The sequence below is a fragment of the Mucilaginibacter sp. P4_G9 genome, from assembly GCF_056400985.1.
The window spans coordinates 1-15113 of sequence record NZ_JBFUKF010000108.1 but is presented as its reverse complement, the minus strand read 5'-3'; the positions used below and the strand labels follow the sequence as shown (position 1 = coordinate 15113).

At 42.2% G+C, this 15113-nt stretch carries 17 protein-coding genes; 6 read left to right on the top strand and 11 right to left on the bottom strand.

All coding sequences use genetic code 11. The features are described 5' to 3' along the window. The 3 genes from AC1DPZ_RS11700 to AC1DPZ_RS11690 all read right to left on the bottom strand — a co-directional run. On the bottom strand, positions 1-237 hold a 237-nt coding region (locus tag AC1DPZ_RS11700), incomplete at its 3' end, for a nuclear transport factor 2 family protein (protein ID WP_477403437.1). A 75-nt stretch (positions 238-312) separates the two neighbouring features. Beyond that, on the bottom strand, positions 313-921 hold the full coding sequence (locus AC1DPZ_RS11695) for a hypothetical protein (RefSeq protein ID WP_477403435.1): 609 nt from the start codon (positions 919-921) through the stop codon (positions 313-315). Then, a complete protein-coding gene (locus AC1DPZ_RS11690; RefSeq protein WP_477403433.1) occupies positions 905-1381 on the bottom strand; it encodes an RNA polymerase sigma factor in 477 nt (158 codons plus the stop codon). The genes AC1DPZ_RS11695 and AC1DPZ_RS11690 overlap by 17 nt, the downstream gene beginning before the upstream one ends. A 189-nt stretch (positions 1382-1570) precedes the next feature. Between AC1DPZ_RS11690 and AC1DPZ_RS11685 the strand changes: the two genes are divergently transcribed. From AC1DPZ_RS11685 to AC1DPZ_RS11665, 5 genes are all read left to right on the top strand, one after another. Next, positions 1571-1924: a YciI family protein gene (locus tag AC1DPZ_RS11685; protein WP_477403431.1), complete on the top strand. Its 354-nt coding sequence runs from the start codon at positions 1571-1573 to the stop codon at positions 1922-1924. A 46-nt stretch (positions 1925-1970) separates the two neighbouring features. After that, positions 1971-3200 carry an RNA polymerase sigma factor gene (locus tag AC1DPZ_RS11680; protein WP_477403429.1) on the top strand — a complete coding sequence of 410 codons (1230 nt, stop codon included), beginning with the start codon at positions 1971-1973 and terminating at the stop codon, positions 3198-3200. Between the two features lie 40 nt (positions 3201-3240). After that, the gene (locus AC1DPZ_RS11675) at positions 3241-3585 is read left to right on the top strand and encodes a TfoX/Sxy family protein (protein ID WP_477403427.1); all 345 of its coding nucleotides are present in this window, start codon (positions 3241-3243) and stop codon (positions 3583-3585) included. Positions 3586-3756: 171 nt separating this feature from the next. Next, entirely contained in the window at positions 3757-4614 is an 858-nt protein-coding gene (locus AC1DPZ_RS11670) for a helix-turn-helix domain-containing protein (RefSeq protein ID WP_477403425.1), read from the top strand. A 35-nt stretch (positions 4615-4649) separates the two neighbouring features. Beyond that, a complete protein-coding gene (locus AC1DPZ_RS11665; protein ID WP_477403423.1) occupies positions 4650-7115 on the top strand; it encodes a TonB-dependent receptor in 2466 nt (821 codons plus the stop codon). A gap of 30 nt (positions 7116-7145) precedes the next feature. Here AC1DPZ_RS11665 and AC1DPZ_RS11660 read toward each other — a convergent pair whose 3' ends face one another. The 7 genes from AC1DPZ_RS11660 to AC1DPZ_RS11630 form a co-directional block, all read right to left on the bottom strand. Then, positions 7146-9194, bottom strand: a complete 2049-nt coding sequence (locus AC1DPZ_RS11660; RefSeq protein WP_477403421.1) for a copper-translocating P-type ATPase — start codon at positions 9192-9194, stop codon at positions 7146-7148. 33 nt (positions 9195-9227) lie between these two features. Further along, positions 9228-11489, bottom strand: a complete 2262-nt coding sequence (locus tag AC1DPZ_RS11655) for a multicopper oxidase domain-containing protein (protein WP_477403419.1) — start codon at positions 11487-11489, stop codon at positions 9228-9230. Between the two features lie 43 nt (positions 11490-11532). Further along, positions 11533-12048, bottom strand: coding sequence for a DUF3347 domain-containing protein (locus AC1DPZ_RS11650; RefSeq protein ID WP_477403417.1), 516 nt, complete (start codon positions 12046-12048; stop codon positions 11533-11535). 33 nt (positions 12049-12081) lie between these two features. Then, positions 12082-12645 carry an AraC family transcriptional regulator gene (locus AC1DPZ_RS11645; RefSeq protein WP_477403415.1) on the bottom strand — a complete coding sequence of 188 codons (564 nt, stop codon included), beginning with the start codon at positions 12643-12645 and terminating at the stop codon, positions 12082-12084. 72 nt (positions 12646-12717) lie between these two features. Next, on the bottom strand, positions 12718-13119 hold the full coding sequence (locus AC1DPZ_RS11640; RefSeq protein WP_477403413.1) for an HYC_CC_PP family protein: 402 nt from the start codon (positions 13117-13119) through the stop codon (positions 12718-12720). A gap of 142 nt (positions 13120-13261) precedes the next feature. Further along, positions 13262-13879 carry a hypothetical protein gene (locus tag AC1DPZ_RS11635; protein ID WP_477403411.1) on the bottom strand — a complete coding sequence of 206 codons (618 nt, stop codon included), beginning with the start codon at positions 13877-13879 and terminating at the stop codon, positions 13262-13264. Between the two features lie 10 nt (positions 13880-13889). Then, entirely contained in the window at positions 13890-14246 is a 357-nt protein-coding gene (locus AC1DPZ_RS11630) for a VOC family protein (protein ID WP_477403409.1), read from the bottom strand. A 197-nt stretch (positions 14247-14443) separates the two neighbouring features. Between AC1DPZ_RS11630 and AC1DPZ_RS11625 the strand changes: the two genes are divergently transcribed. Next, complete coding sequence (locus AC1DPZ_RS11625) at positions 14444-14815, top strand: hypothetical protein (RefSeq protein ID WP_477403407.1); 372 nt, start codon at positions 14444-14446, stop codon at positions 14813-14815. A gap of 25 nt (positions 14816-14840) precedes the next feature. On the opposite strand, the gene AC1DPZ_RS11620 is transcribed toward AC1DPZ_RS11625, so the two are convergent. Next, positions 14841-15113: DUF2461 family protein (locus tag AC1DPZ_RS11620; RefSeq protein ID WP_477403405.1), on the bottom strand; the 273-nt coding region annotated here is incomplete at its 5' end.

The following is a 15113-nucleotide window of genomic DNA, read 5'->3' as shown; positions in this document are numbered from 1 at the left end:
GTGCAGCTGTACCTTAAATTCCGAAAGCTGGTGTTGGGTTTTATCAAATCCGGGTAAAAAAGATTCCCATGCATCAATTACCTGTTCATGGTTATGCACAGATGGTTCTGTATTGTTCATTGACGAATAATCCAGAAAAGTTTCTTTTGCCAATACACTTAGCCCCAATAGCCAGTCACGATCATCTATTGCTTTAAATAAAGTTGCTATTGCCTGAGTTATTTTTTGACCTTCCATGGTATTTAGATGTAAAGCTATTGAATTTGTTTCAAACCAAAGCTTAATTCAACACCAGCTTTAATAATTAAGGGCTTACTCTCCTTCTTTTAATAATGCCAATTGGTCATTTATAGCCTGCAGCTTCTGAATGGTAGCGTTCATTTCGGCTTGTTGCGTTTTAAACTCCCTGGGGGTTATATAAAAATAAACTAATGCTAAGCACACAAACGGGCATATGTAGGCCACACTGCTCCATAAAGCACTCAGTTTTGTGGCAGATTCGATCATATACAATGACAGCCCCAGGCCCAAAAACAAAAAGTACAGGTTTAACACCCTGGTTTGGATGAAATACTGTCTCTTTTGTATAGCAACCAATTCGGCCAGGTAAGTAAATGTATCAGCCTCCGGGTGACTTTTAAACAGATTGAGGTACAAACCGCTACTTACTAAAATAAAAGAAGCTATAGAAAAAATGATCAGGATAATTCCTGCTGTGGTGGTAAGTACAAGGGTATCTAACTTAACACCAATTATAATTACGATAATACCAATTATGGTTAACGTAAGGTTAGCCCATATTAATTTATTCCTGGTTTTACGCTTCAAATCCATTGCTTTATTAATCACCGTGTTTATATCGGGCTTTCCGGCGTCAGGCTGTTGATGCCAAAGCACTTTAAAATCAATATTGCTGCTCATACTTTTTGAATTTTTGTGCGAGTTTTTCTTTAATCCGGTAAACTTTTACCCTGATATTGGTTTCGGAAAGACCTGTAATACTGGCTATCTCGGTTTGTTTGATATCTTCAAGATCAAGCGAGATAATGATGCGGTCGATCTCGGGCAGTTCGGCTATGTATTTGTACAGCAGCTTCACCTGGCTTTCGGTATCGGGCGGTGGTTTATCTTCCAGCTCAAAAGGCATTTCGCCCGGAGGCATGCGATTTTGTTTTTCCAGCTGACGCAGGCAATGATTTGATGCGATCCGGAAGATCCAGGTGCCGATGGCCGATTGGTTACGAAACTGCCCCAGCTTTTGCCACACTGTAATAAAAGTTTCCTGTGTAACATCCCGGGCCCGGTCATGATCATTCATGTACCCCATGCATACGCGGAATATCTTGTTATAGTAAGTATGATAGATCTCCTCGAACGACATTCTTTGTTGCTTTACGCCTGTTTAGATACAGGCTATTGTAAAATGCTACATTTAAATCAAAAGATTTATCAATTGCAAATTTGATGTATCTTGAACCGCCAATTACCCTGTTTAATATTTTTTACCTGCATTGTCCTATTTCCTAAAAACCAATCGTCTTATGGCTTTAATCATTAAATTTAAAACATCATGAACGAATTCTTATTGATCTTCAGACAAGTTGAAGCACCTGGTGCAGAAAAACCATCGCCAGAGCAAATGCAAAGCACCATGAAATTATGGATGGACTGGTTGGGCAGCATTGCCGCGCAAAACAAACTGGTTACCAATGGAAACCGCCTGTATGGTGATACCGGCTCTGTTATTAGGCCTGGCGAGGTGGTTACCAATGGCCCTTATGTTGAAATTAAGGAATTGATAGGTGGCTATTCTATCATCAAAGCCGATTCATTGGAGGAAGCTACAGAGATATCTAAAGGCTGCCCAATCCTGCGTGTTGGCGGCAATGTAGAAGTACGCCAGATTGTACCGATGGAAATGTAAATAATTTTGGCCACCTCCGGCTGCCGGAGGTGGCATTTTACCTGTAATGAACAAAACTGAACTATTACCTCATCTATTCCGTACCGAATACCGCAAAATAGTATCGGTACTGTATAAGCATTTTGGTTTCGAATACCCCGAAATTGCCGAGGATATAGCCAGTGAAACTTTTTTGAGCGCCGCCGAAACCTGGGGGCTTAAAGGCTTGCCAGATAACCCGGTAGGCTGGCTTTACGCGGTAGCCCGCAACAGGGCAAAGGACCACTTAAAGCGAAACAGGATCTTTGACCAAAAGGTTGTACCTATACTTCAATTTGCACACCAGGATTATACGGAATTTGAAATTGATTTGTCTGAAGAGCATATCAGGGACAGCCAGTTGCAGTTGATGTTTGCCATTTGCCAGCCTGTTTTGCCTGCCGAAGCACAAATCAGCCTGGCGTTGCGCATTCTTTGCGGGTTTGGGATTGATGAAATAGCCGATGCCTTTTTATCAAACAAAACAACTATCAACAAGCGCTTATTCAGGGCGAAGGAAAAACTGAGGGAGCAAAAGGTTAAAATTGAGTTTCCGGCAACAACCGAGATCAATTCAAGGCTGCAAACTGTTTTAACTACTTTGTATTTGTTGTTTAACGAAGGCTACTATTCTACCAGCCAGGATACAACACTGCGCAAGGATCTTTGTTTAGAGGCCATGCGCCTTAACTACCTGCTCATAGAAAACGAGACTACCAACCTGCCCGAAACAAATGCCCTGATGGCGTTGATGTGTTTCCACTCCTCGCGCTTTGATGCCCGTACAGATGAGCATGGCGAAATGATCCGCTATGATGACCAGGATACCAATCTTTGGAATGAAGAACTGATTGAAAAAGGGAAACACTATCTCAACCTCGCATCCAGGGGTAATCAGATAAAAAAATACCACCTTGAAGCCGCGATAGCTTACTGGCACACCATTAAAGATGATACTACCGTAAAATGGGAAAGCATTTTACAGCTGTACAACCGCCTGCTGCAAATTGCCTACTCACCTGCCGCTGCGCTGAACCGCACCTATGCCTTATATAAATCCCGTGGCAGGCAGGGAGCAATAATTGAAGCCGAAAAGCTAAAGCTTACCGATAACCATCTATATCATGTTTTATTGGGGCACCTTTATAAAGATGTGAACAAACAAATAGCCATAAGCCATTTGCAAACTGCACTGAAACTTGCCAAAACAGGCAGCGAAAAAAGCAGGATCAATAAAGACATTGAACAATTGGTTTGAAATTCGGTTTTCCTATTTTTATATATTCAATTATATCAATATGGCTTATAACGAACAATTGGTTAACCGGGTACGCGAAGCCCTGAGCCATCAACCGGTGGTTGAGGAGGTAAAAATGTTCCAGGGTTTATGCTTTATGGTTGATGATAAAATGTGTATTTGCATCCGCGATAATGGCCTGCTTTACCGTATCGGCCAGGACCAGGCTGCAATTGAATTAGAAACAGGAGATTGCCGCCAGATGATTCACGGCAGCCGCGTAATGAAGGATTTTGTTTGGGTAGACGGGGATGATCTGCATGCCGGCAAAAAGTTTGATCATTGGATAGCATTGGCTTTACAATTTAATAAAATAGCAAAAAAGAGCAAGGGGAAAAAAGCTTAAAGCTTAAGGCTCAAAGCCTGTTGTCATCCTGGAACGCAGTGAGGATCTATACACGGCGAAGAGGCTGTCGAATAACTCTTTATCCAATAAAGCGATAAAGCTGTTGATTATTGATGATGATTTTTTGAAATCAGATGATTAAAAAACACAATTGCTACCTTCGTTACAATTATGAACGGCATCCCAGTTAAATCCAAAATAAAAGCCGACCAGGTTTTAAAGATCAGTGTGTTTAAGGAAGTGATCAAGCCGACTGTTCCGCATAAGCATGCCAGTTATTTTGAATTAATTATATTGAGCCGGGGGGCCGGTTATCACGTGATTGACGATCAGACTTTTGATGTTTTACCGCCAACTGTTTATTTCTTAAAGCCAGGCCAAACGCATTGCTGGAATTTTTCGCAAATACCTAAAGGATATGTGATACTTTTCAGGGAGGAACTATTAAGCAAAGAGGATCTGGCCATTATCTACCAGCTTAATACCTGCATCACCGTATCAGATCCCGTTGGTTTTTTTCAATTAACAGATACCTTTTGCGGCGATTACAATCATGATACAACAAACTTAAAACTGTTGAAAGCCTATTTGCATCTCGTTCTGCTTAAGATCTCCTCTTACTCATCTCCGGTAAGTGAAAAACCTTTCCAGGCAGTTTATTACCAGTTTAAAAACCTGATCAATGAAAATTACGAAAGGGTAAATAAGGTACAGGATTATGCCGGCCTTTTAAATATCTCAACTGCGCAACTGAATTTAATCTGCAAACAAATCAGTGGTAAAACTCCATCTGCGATCATTAACGAACGCATCCTGTTGGAGTCAAAAACCTTGCTGGCAGTTACAGGCCAGTCAATCAAAGAAATTGCTCTTTATCTGCAGTTTGCCGATACATCTCACTTTGTTAAATTTTTTAAAGCAAACACTAACCTAACCCCTGGCCAATACCGGGAACTTGCACTAATCAGCGCTAATAAAAACACTAATTATACCTTGAATGATGAGCAAACTACCGTAGCACAGGAGTAAATATTTTTATTATTGCAGTTTACCTTTGGGCTGTTATGGATAGATCTGCATTTATTTTTCTTACGCTTCTTTTTCTAAAACTTAACCTGCTTGCCCAGGTCGCCTCTATCAAAGGTCATGTAACCGATGGTCAAAGTAAATTGCCGGTAGAATATGCAAGTGCAGCCTTATTTAAACTCTCAGATTCATCCCTCGTGGCCGGAACGGTTACCAAAGGCAATGGCGAATTTCAACTGGTTAATATTCCTGCGGGCACTTATCGGCTTAAAGTTGTTTTCATTGGCTACACAACTAAATACATCAAGCCTGTTTCTGTTGTAAATGGGCAGCAATTGGATTTAGGCCCTGTGCTATTGAGCCCGGGCAATAAAATGCTGAGCGAAGTAAAGGTTTCGGGGCAGGCTGCCAATGCCGCAAACAAAATTGACAAACAAAGTTACAATGCGGGACAATTTGAATCGGCCAGGGGCGGCTCAGCTATTGATGTGCTGAAAAATCTACCCTCTGTTGCGGTAAACGGCGAGGGAGAAATCAGCGTTCGTGGCTCAACGGCATTTATGGTATTGGTAAATGGCAAGCCTGTGCTAACCGATGCCCAAACCGTTTTATCGCAATTGCCGGCCAATGTTATAGCCAACATCGAACTAATTACCGCCCCGTCTGCTAAATATGATCCGGACGGCAGGGGTGGTATAGTCAATATCATTACTAAGAAAGGTGCAAACGATGGCATAACCATTGCAGCTAATGTTCAGGGCGGCTTACCCAGCACAACCGATTACGGCAACAAAGAAAAGCCGCTGAGGTTTGGAGGCGACCTTACCTTTAATTACAAAAGGGATAAATGGGCTATTTCTGTTGGCGGGAATTATAACCGGAACGACAATGCAGGTTATCGCGAAGGTGATGCATATACAAAAAACTTTGTTAACAATACCATTACCAGGTTTCCATCAAACGGAGAACGAAGTTTTATAAAGTATAATTATGCAGGCCGTGCTACCATAAGTTACACTGCTGATGAAAACAATGTACTTTCTGGCGGATTGCTGATAGGCAAACGATACCAGGCCCGCCGGGCCGACCTTTTATACAACAATACCACATCAAACCTCAATAACAATGCACTAATAAAAAGCACCACCTATTATAATTCAAACCTGCAGACAAAGGAAGGTGATTTTGCTTTGGCAAATTTTGATTATACCCATAACTTCAACAATAAATCAACCCTTACGGCCGGCATTATTTATGAGCAGGCAAATTTGTTTGGCAATACCAAAAACAGGAATTTAAAGTATCCCAATACAACCGATACTATACAATATGTATACAACCCCTACAAAAGGCCAATCAGTGGTTATCGTTTTAAGCTTAATTATGGGGTTAATATTGGTAAAGGGAAATTGGAAAGCGGGTACCAGTTAAGATATGACACACAGGACGGCCAGTTTGATTACCTGGTTACACCTGCTACCTCGCAGCCGGATGCAGCACGTTTCCAGGGAAGCCTTCATGCGGAGAATGAAATTAATGCTTTTTACACGCAATATTCGGGGAAAATACAAAAACTTGAATACAACGGTGGCTTACGTTATGAATACGCTACACGCTCGGTCGCGCTTTCCTATGATGCTAATGTTCACCGGCTTAACCTGTCAAATTTTTTCCCATCGGCCAGTTTGTTATACAGCCTTACCGATAGCTGGAAAATAAAGGCGGGCTATAGTAAACGTATTAACCGGACAACAAACTCAGAACTAAACCCCATTCCCGAACGCGAACATTCAGAAACATTGGAAGAGGGCGATCCCGACCTGCTACCTGAATTTATTGACCTGGCCGAGCTTGGATTGATCAGAAATTTTACCAAAGGTTCCTTTTTTACCACGCTATACTATCAGCATATTAAAAATCCTATCCAGCGGTTAAACAGTGTTTATGCCGATACTATACTTAACCGGGTATATACCAATGCAGGCAATGCCCGTTTATTTGGCCTGGAGGCCGGTACAAATTTACAACCCGTTAAATGGTGGAGCCTGTATATTGGCGCCAATATTTATAATTATAAAGTTAATGGCAACATTCAAATTTTGGGTACACCTACTGCCATAGCCAACAAGAACTGGGCCTACACCATCAATGCCAACACCAGCTTTCAGCTAAGCCATACCTTAAGCTTACAGGGAAATGTAAATTACCTGTCTAAGCGTCCAACTGCCCAGGGAGAAGACTCACAGTTTTTTGTACCCGGCACTTCAATTAAAAAGACTTTTATTAATGGTCGTTTATCAGCTTCATTGCAGTGGCAAAACATGAATTTAGGGATGTTGGGAGCCAGTAAACAACGTATTACAACCTCCGGGCCCAACTTTTATACATCTACAAATTATATTTATGAAACAGATGTGTTCCTGATAAATCTCAGTTTTAATTTAAACAAATTCACCAGCAAATTAAAACTGCCAACCAGTGAAATTGGTGATAAGGAATTTTAATTGCTGTGAATGATCTTTATAATAATCCGTTTAACGATGGGTAGATGATTTTACTTTTAGTAAGCTTGCATTAATGGCAACAACTACGGTACTTACGGTCATTAAAGCTGCGCCCAACGCAGGGCTCAATACAATCCCCTGGTTATATAATACACCAGCAGCCAACGGCAAAGCTATAACATTATAACCGGTTGCCCATGCCAGGTTTTGCATCATCTTGCGGTAGGTTGCTTTGCCAAAAAGTATCAAACTCACTATATCCTTTGGATTGCTGTTCACCAAAACAATACCTGCGGTTTCTGCGGCAATATCGCTGCCAGAACCTACTGCGATACCAATATCAGCCTGTGCCAGTGCAGGAGCATCATTTACACCGTCGCCAGTCATGGCTACAAACTCACCTTTACTTTGAAGCTCTTTTATCTTCTCTAATTTTTGATGTGGCAATACTTCGGCAATGAAGCTATCCATACCCAAAGTATTACTTACACTACCCGCTACTTTACTGTTATCTCCTGTAAGTAATATGGATTTGATACCTTCTTCTCTTAGTGTTTGAATGGCCGCTTTAGACTCGGGCCGGATTTTATCCGACAAAGCAATATATCCGGTCAATGCTCTGTCAACCATCAAAAATATTACCGTCTCTGTATCATCCGAATTAAAACCAACGGGAATTTGAATGCTTTTTTCTTTTAAATAACCCGGACTAACCACCATTATTTTGCTGCCCTCTACCGTAGCTTCTACACCCTGGCCGGTAATGGCGTTAAAGTTTTCTGCTGCCGGTATACTCACAGACCAATCTTTTCCTTTTTGCAGGATGCCGGTGGCAATGGGATGTTCTGATTTTTGTTCCAATGCGGAGGCCAACCGAATAATATCCTTTTCGTTCAGCTCTTTATTTAATGACACTACTTTTGATACTTCAAATTTGCCGAAAGTAAGCGTACCGGTTTTATCAAATACAATTGTTGTGATTTTGCGCGAATTTTCAAAAGCAGTACGATTTTTGATCAAAAGGCCATGCTGTGCGGATAACGAAGTGGATTTGGCAACTACCAGCGGGACAGCCAAACCTAAAGCATGAGGGCAGCAAATAACAATAACGGTCACCATCCTTTCCATGGCAAAAGCCAACTCTTTTCCGTCTGCCAGCCAAAAAACAAAAGTGCCAATACCAGCAAGCAGGGCAATAATAGTTAGCCATCGGGCAGCCTTATCAGCCAGTAATTGTGTATTGGATTTAGCGTCCTGCGCATTTTTAACCAGTGTGATCACCTTTGACAAATAGGAATCTTCGCCGCTGTGTGTCACCTTTATTTTTAAAGCCCCATTACCATTTACCGATCCTGCAATTACTTCCTGCCCCTTAGTTTTCCGTACGGGCGTCGATTCTCCGGTCAGCATGGATTCATTCAGATAACTTTCGCCATCTTCAATCATGCCATCGGCGGCTATCTTTTCACCCGGTTTAACTAAAATAACATCATTCTCTTTTAAGCCGTCCGTTCTTACGTCTTCGGTAACATCTCCTTTAAACAGGTGAGCTTCTGCGGGCATTAACTGCACCAGTAATTCCAGTTCCCGGGAGGCCCCCGCCACAGACCGCATTTCAATCCAGTGACCTAACAGCATAATCAGGATCAGTGTTGTCAGTTCCCAAAAAAAATCCATTCCCTTTAAACCAAATACTGTAGCTGCGCTGTACCCATAGGCCACACTAATGGCAAAACCAATCAGCGTCATCATACCGGGATTCTTTGCGCGGAGCTCGCTGAACCATCCGGTTAAAAAAGGCCAGCCTCCGTAAATAAAAACGATAGTTGACAGGGCAAAAAGCACATAACCAGAACCGGTAAACCTGATGTACAGGTGCAGCCATTGCTGAATCATTGCCGAAAGCAACATGACGGGAATAGTAAGAAATAGCACTACATAAAATCTTTTTTTGAAATCAGCAATCATCATGGCATGATGATCATGACCAGCCATACTCATGGAAGGATTGCTTGCATGACGCATATGCTTGTGGTCCATTTGATCCATATTCATACGTTTTTCGTTTTGGTGCTCCATTTTTTTCGATTTTTGATATTCCTGATAATGCAATTAGTAAGTCAGGGTCAAACCTCCGCCCGGTCCCATATCACTATCATAATGGCCCGACACTGAAAAATATTTAGTAACGATATACCTTAAACCTGCCGTATATTCTTTATCCGTATTACCCATCAGCGTAAGCCTTAAACGGCTGGCCACCGGTATATCTTCCCGACCTAACTGGAACCTGAATTTGCCATTACCATCAACTCTTGCATCGGCAACAAACAGCATTGGCAAAGTATAGGCCAAACCCGCAACTACAGTTTTCCTGTTATTTTTATTACTCACCTGGCCAAACAGGTTCTTTTCCTGCTCATTTGTTTTTTTATAGTGATAATCAAAACCAGCATAACCGTACAGCCATTGCATCTGCCCAAAATAGCGGCCAACCATGGTTTCACTTTCATAGCCCTTTGTGCCGTTTATTCCCAGGTGCCACATGGTAGATAATTTCCAGCGGGTATTTGCAAAACTTAAATTTCCATCGCTGCCATTACTTTCCAAACCAACTTTGGCCATCGCGAAAAATCGCCGGTCATCAGCATAAACCTTTTTTATGGAATTGGCAGGATCGGGAAGCTCGGGGTTTGGCGGCGAATTTTCATAGCTGAATATACGGCCCATACCACTCATCATATGGTAAAGAATATGGCAATGGAAAAACCAATCGCCGCTTTCTGTAGGAGCAAATTCAATAGTGTCCGTTTCCATCGGCATAATATCCAGCGTATTTTTTAAAGGCGCATAATCACCCTGCCCGTTCAACACCCTAAAATAATGGCCGTGTAAGTGCATGGGGTGGCGCATCATGGTATTGTTGTACATGATGATCCGTACATTTTCGCCCTTTTTAATCAGGATCTTATCCGCCTCCGAAACTGTTTTGTTATTGATGGTCCAAACATAACGGTTCATATTACCGGTAAGGTTAAAACGCAGCAATTTCACGGGCCCCGCCGGCAAACTGGTAGGTTTAGCGGCTTTTAACATCCCGTAATTAAGGGTTACCAGGTCGGCGTTATTTCCCATGTCCATGCCAGGCATATCTTCCATTTTCTTATTGCCTGCAGCGGTATCTTTTTTTATGGCATTATCACCATTTATTTCCGGGTACATAACCGTGTTCATGTCCATCACCTGGTTGGTCATGACCATACCATCCATCATTTTCATGTTGCCGTCCATACCCATCATATCGTTCATCATCTTCATCCCTTCAAAATATTTAAGCCTGGGCAAGGGTTTTGCTTTCAACTGGGGCCCGCTGCCTAACCATAAGGAGGTAGACCGGGTCCTGTCCTCGGCGGTAGCTAAAAATTCGTAGCTGCCATCTTTGGGTATGGTAACTACCACATCATAAGTTTCGGCAACTGCTATAATCAGCCTGTCTGCCTGTACCGGCTGTACGTCTTCACCGTCATTGGCCACAACAGTGATTTTGCCACCCGCATATTTTAGCCAGAAATAAGTGGATGAACTGCCATTTACAATATGCAGCTTTACCTGGTCACCTTTTTTAAACTGAGGAGCCTTACTTATAGCCTTTCCATTACTAAAAAAGCGATCATAATAAACGTCGCTTACATCCATGGCAACCATTCTCTTCCACTCATTGGTTAGTTTTGTTTTGAAGTGACCTTCGGCAATTGCTTCCGCATAATTTTGCGTGCTGCCTTTACGTATGGCATACCAATCTGTTTGGTTATGTAATGAACGTTCTACCTGGTCGGGGTTTTCGTTCGTCCAGTCGCTAAGCAGTAAAGTATATTCCTTTTGCGTAACTTGTTGTTTGGGGCGAATTATAAAAGCGCCGTACATCCCACTTTGCTGCTGGGTCATGGTATGTGAGTGATACCAGTAAGTACCATGCTGCACCAGGGGAAATTTATAAAAGTGGGTTTCGCCAGGCTTAACAGGCGCTGTTGTAAGGTAAGAAACACCATCATAGCGGTTAGGCAATATCAGCCCATGCCAGTGAATAGAGGTTTCCATCATCATTTCATTATGCACATAGATCTCGGCGGTATCACCCTCCGTAAATTCTAATGCAGGAGCAGGTATGCTGCTGTTAATAGCCATAGCCGGCCTTGATTTTCCTGTATAGTTAACTGTTGTATCTGCTATATATAAATGATAAATCTCTCGTTTTCCAATCTTAGTATAAAACGGTTCGCGCATTGCTTTCTCATTCATTTTCATGCCGCCATGCTGTGCATAGGCCAATCCGGATAAGAAAAGATTCAGTATAAATAGAATGTATATTTTCATGGTAAAATAAGCTGCCGGATCGTCTCCGGCAGCATTTAGTTAACTATTTGGTTGCTGCAGGAAGCGTTTCCGTGGTTTTTCCGCAGGTAAGCATTTGCTTGCCGTAATAGGGGTTTCTGATGGCAGCGGTTTCACTTAACCAGGTAGCCTTTTTCATGGGGCAGTATTGCTCATAAATTACCGTGCTGTTTAGTTTTAATCCCTTAACAACTTCATAAAGATTTTTAGACAGGTTGCTGAAATGTTCGCGCTGGTGATCCAAAGCCGCACTTTCGCTGATGTGCCTGCTGTCGAACTGTAGTTTTTCCATATACGTCATCCAGAGTTTATGCTGATCGGGGGTTAGTTTCCCCATTGGCACAGCGGTGATGGCTGCCAGTAAATCTTTTGCTTTGCTTTGGGTAACGGTATTATTATCTGATACAAGTGCATTTTTAACACTCAGGTAAGCGGTTACCACATTATTTATGGCATTGCCCCCGGTAAGCTCCTGGGCTTTTGCCTGTGTAGAAGCTATTATTAAAATTAAAGCCAATAGCAATGTTTTTACTGTTTTCATGATGTATGATTTTAAATGTTTTTGAATTTAATTCTATAATTTATCGATCGGTTTGCGGCTATTGATAGTTGTGGATTTGAATTGGCTGGGTGTAATGCCGGTAATACTTTTAAACTGGGCAGATAAATGTGCGCTGCTGCTATAGCCCATTTGCCAGGCAATTTCATTCAGGTTTAACTCTCCATATTGCAGCAGCTCTTTTACCTTTTCAACCTTTTGCTGAATAATATATTTTTCAATCGTAGTATCTTCATGTTCCGAGAACTGGCGGCTTAAATAAGCGTAGTCCCTGTTTAATTTACCGGCAAGCAAGCTTGAAAAATTAATATTACTTTCGGTGAGGTTAGAATAATGCACCTCCCGGATGATGATGTTCTTTATTAGTTCAATCAGCTTATCTTTTTCACTGTCAATCAATTCAAAACCAAGCAACTTTAGGGCCGATGCAATTTCCGTGAGTTTACTTTCGTCCGGCTCAGGATTTACGGTTACCACACCCAGGCTGATACTGCTAACTTCCAGTTTTAAGTTTTCGAGCTGTTGGTGAACAACCATAATACAGCGGTCGCAAACCATATTTTTAATATGTAATGTCATGTTTTTCTTCAGGCTATACAGTAAATCAAAGACAATAGGTGTCCTGTCCGCAATGGGTGCGGTTAAGCCTGATCAGATCTGAAGAGAGCGTAATTGAATGGAAAGCGCTTTTCCTGATTTCCCCGGCGGTGCTTTGCTGTCTGTCCAGGTGTAATTGCTTACCACCAGTTTATGCATTCCCCACCCGGTCAAAATTGGGTAATTAACTAAAACAGCTATCTGCGAAAACTGGTAATCAAATCCTGGTTTCAGGTTTTCCTTGATCACATATTCGCCATGTTTTTTACAGCAGCCGCAATCACCGCCGCCTGTACAGTGTTTTTTATGCTGATGCTCATTAGCCTTTGCATGCCCCATTTGCATGGGTGATTTTTCGGTCATGATTTCGGCAGCGCAATGCACAATACAAACAAACATCCCTGTTGTAAGTAACAGGTAAAATGCTGCCATACTAAGAATTGCTGTTTTTTTCATAGGATAACAAAGTTATCAGCTTACAGAATAAGGTATTTATAGAATTCTGTAATTATATTATAAAATTACGCAAAACGTATTACAATTAAAAATCGATAGCACGGGCATTCGGTGATGCTGACTTTTAACGCTAATAAACGACTCAGTAATTGATGGCAATTTGCGGCTTGTAACCGGCCCGGAAAGCGTTAACAGTAGATTGGGGCGTTAACACTGTTACTTCTGTAGCTTTTGGCAAATGCTGCTTTTTGTCATAGCCTGCAGGTGTCCATCGATGAACGTGGTTATCAGCTAAAATATAAGGCTGGCCATCCAGTTCAATAAAGGTACCGTCGGGCAAGCCCTCCATAGTTGTTTTGAACGTTACTTTATTGCCCTTTTTCGCTATCCTCTCCCCATGCAAAACCTGGTCTATTTTAGCGATAGGTACTTTGCTATCAAACCCGAATTTGGGATTGCCGTTGAGCCAGGCCGCTTTAAAACGATTAGCATCATCCCGGCGACATTCAAAACAAGGCCGGTGCCCGGCTGCAAACGCTGTAGCTTCATCCAGGAAGAATAATTCTGTCCAAAGATTTGGCGACATCACCTCGCGGTGCCTGCCCTTAAATTCCAGCAGGCAGATGATCCATGCCTGGTGTTTAAAGGGGCGCAGGATAGTTTTACCACTGCCGTGCAATTGCCCGCGGTTACCCAGCCAGGCGCCACGGGCGCTCGTTTTGATTATATTCCCTTGCGGGTCGACACGATTTTGCAGCATAATCAACTCATTAATCACAGTTGGTATTGTGACCAATCCGCAGGATATGTCCATCCGGATCTTTCACCAGCATTTCCCGCATAAACCAGGGTTTGTCTTCGGGAACGGCCAGGATTACGGCGCCCTTTGCTTTAATGGCATCGTAATATCCATCAACATTAGTCACGTTGAGGCAAAGCCAGGTTCCAGGGTGCCCCTGGTTGCCTTTACAAAAGAAAATAGTAGTATCACCGGTCAGCACCCCACCGAATGTCGGTGGATCATCCCAGGTCCATTTTTCTTCAAAACCCAACACCTCCGTGTAATAAGTCAGGCTGCGCGAAACATCATCGGAATAAAGAACAGGTATTACAGATTCTATTTTCATACGCCATTGTTTACACGAATTTACTATATATATTTTAGAGATCGGCCCAATCGCTTTTACCCGACCAGGCTAAGCTTTATAACTTAAAGTTAGGCAAGCGAAAAAGGGGTTGGAATACTTTACAGGGAAGCGCGATTTTACTGATCCATTCACGCTAATGGTGTTCGTTCTCTTATTAAGCCATACCTTTACAGCTTATGGCCCGCACTATTCCTTACGATTTTATACTGGATTATTTGCCGCGTGATGTTGTTGTTAAACAAACGTTTGGCATGTATTATATTTACCTGGATAAAAAGATAGTACTTATCCTGCGCAAGCTTAGCAAAAACCTGAACCTTAATGGAATATGGATTGCCACTATGAAGGAACACCATGAAAGTCTTAAACTTGATATTCCGGCTATTGCCGGCTTTGTGCTCGACAATGGTGAAATGCATGATTCAGGCTGGCAGATGATCAGGGAAGACGACGATGATTTTGAAGCATCCGCGATCAGGGTATGTGAGCTTATCTCGCACAGGGACAAAAGGATTGGCAAAGAAACCAACAAGGGCATTTCACTATAATTGATTTTACAGGCAGCGCTGCTCCTTAATCATATACCCCATTCACATCGGTTGTCAGTACATCGCTCATGTAATCAAAAAACGGACGCATGTTCCTGAATGCCTGACATACCTCCCGGAAGAAATTTTCATTTAAAACTTCCTGATCTGAAAACCGCCGTACGATAAGAAATTGTTTGTAACGCAGCAAATCAATGGCGTCGTGAGTCGGATCGTAACCTTTAGGGCTGGTCTTTATTTGTTCGCCCTCCAGCTTACTAAATGTATTGATAAAAGCAGCACTGCCGAGGATGTTACG

Coding starts and splice junctions, on each gene's coding strand:
- AC1DPZ_RS11675 (WP_477403427.1), top strand. CDS start 3,241: ATGGCTTATAACGAACAATTGGTTAACCGGGTACGCGAAGCCCTGAGC.
- AC1DPZ_RS11690 (WP_477403433.1), bottom strand. CDS start 1,381: ATGTCGTTCGAGGAGATCTATCATACTTACTATAACAAGATATTCCGC.
- AC1DPZ_RS11655 (WP_477403419.1), bottom strand. CDS start 11,489: ATGAAAATATACATTCTATTTATACTGAATCTTTTCTTATCCGGATTG.
- AC1DPZ_RS11630 (WP_477403409.1), bottom strand. CDS start 14,246: ATGAAAATAGAATCTGTAATACCTGTTCTTTATTCCGATGATGTTTCG.
- AC1DPZ_RS11660 (WP_477403421.1), bottom strand. CDS start 9,194: ATGGAGCACCAAAACGAAAAACGTATGAATATGGATCAAATGGACCAC.
- AC1DPZ_RS11640 (WP_477403413.1), bottom strand. CDS start 13,119: ATGAAAAAAACAGCAATTCTTAGTATGGCAGCATTTTACCTGTTACTT.
- AC1DPZ_RS11650 (WP_477403417.1), bottom strand. CDS start 12,048: ATGAAAACAGTAAAAACATTGCTATTGGCTTTAATTTTAATAATAGCT.
- AC1DPZ_RS11685 (WP_477403431.1), top strand. CDS start 1,571: ATGAACGAATTCTTATTGATCTTCAGACAAGTTGAAGCACCTGGTGCA.
- AC1DPZ_RS11670 (WP_477403425.1), top strand. CDS start 3,757: ATGAACGGCATCCCAGTTAAATCCAAAATAAAAGCCGACCAGGTTTTA.
- AC1DPZ_RS11625 (WP_477403407.1), top strand. CDS start 14,444: ATGGCCCGCACTATTCCTTACGATTTTATACTGGATTATTTGCCGCGT.
- AC1DPZ_RS11695 (WP_477403435.1), bottom strand. CDS start 921: ATGAGCAGCAATATTGATTTTAAAGTGCTTTGGCATCAACAGCCTGAC.
- AC1DPZ_RS11635 (WP_477403411.1), bottom strand. CDS start 13,879: ATGCTGCAAAATCGTGTCGACCCGCAAGGGAATATAATCAAAACGAGC.
- AC1DPZ_RS11665 (WP_477403423.1), top strand. CDS start 4,650: ATGGATAGATCTGCATTTATTTTTCTTACGCTTCTTTTTCTAAAACTT.
- AC1DPZ_RS11645 (WP_477403415.1), bottom strand. CDS start 12,645: ATGACATTACATATTAAAAATATGGTTTGCGACCGCTGTATTATGGTT.
- AC1DPZ_RS11680 (WP_477403429.1), top strand. CDS start 1,971: ATGAACAAAACTGAACTATTACCTCATCTATTCCGTACCGAATACCGC.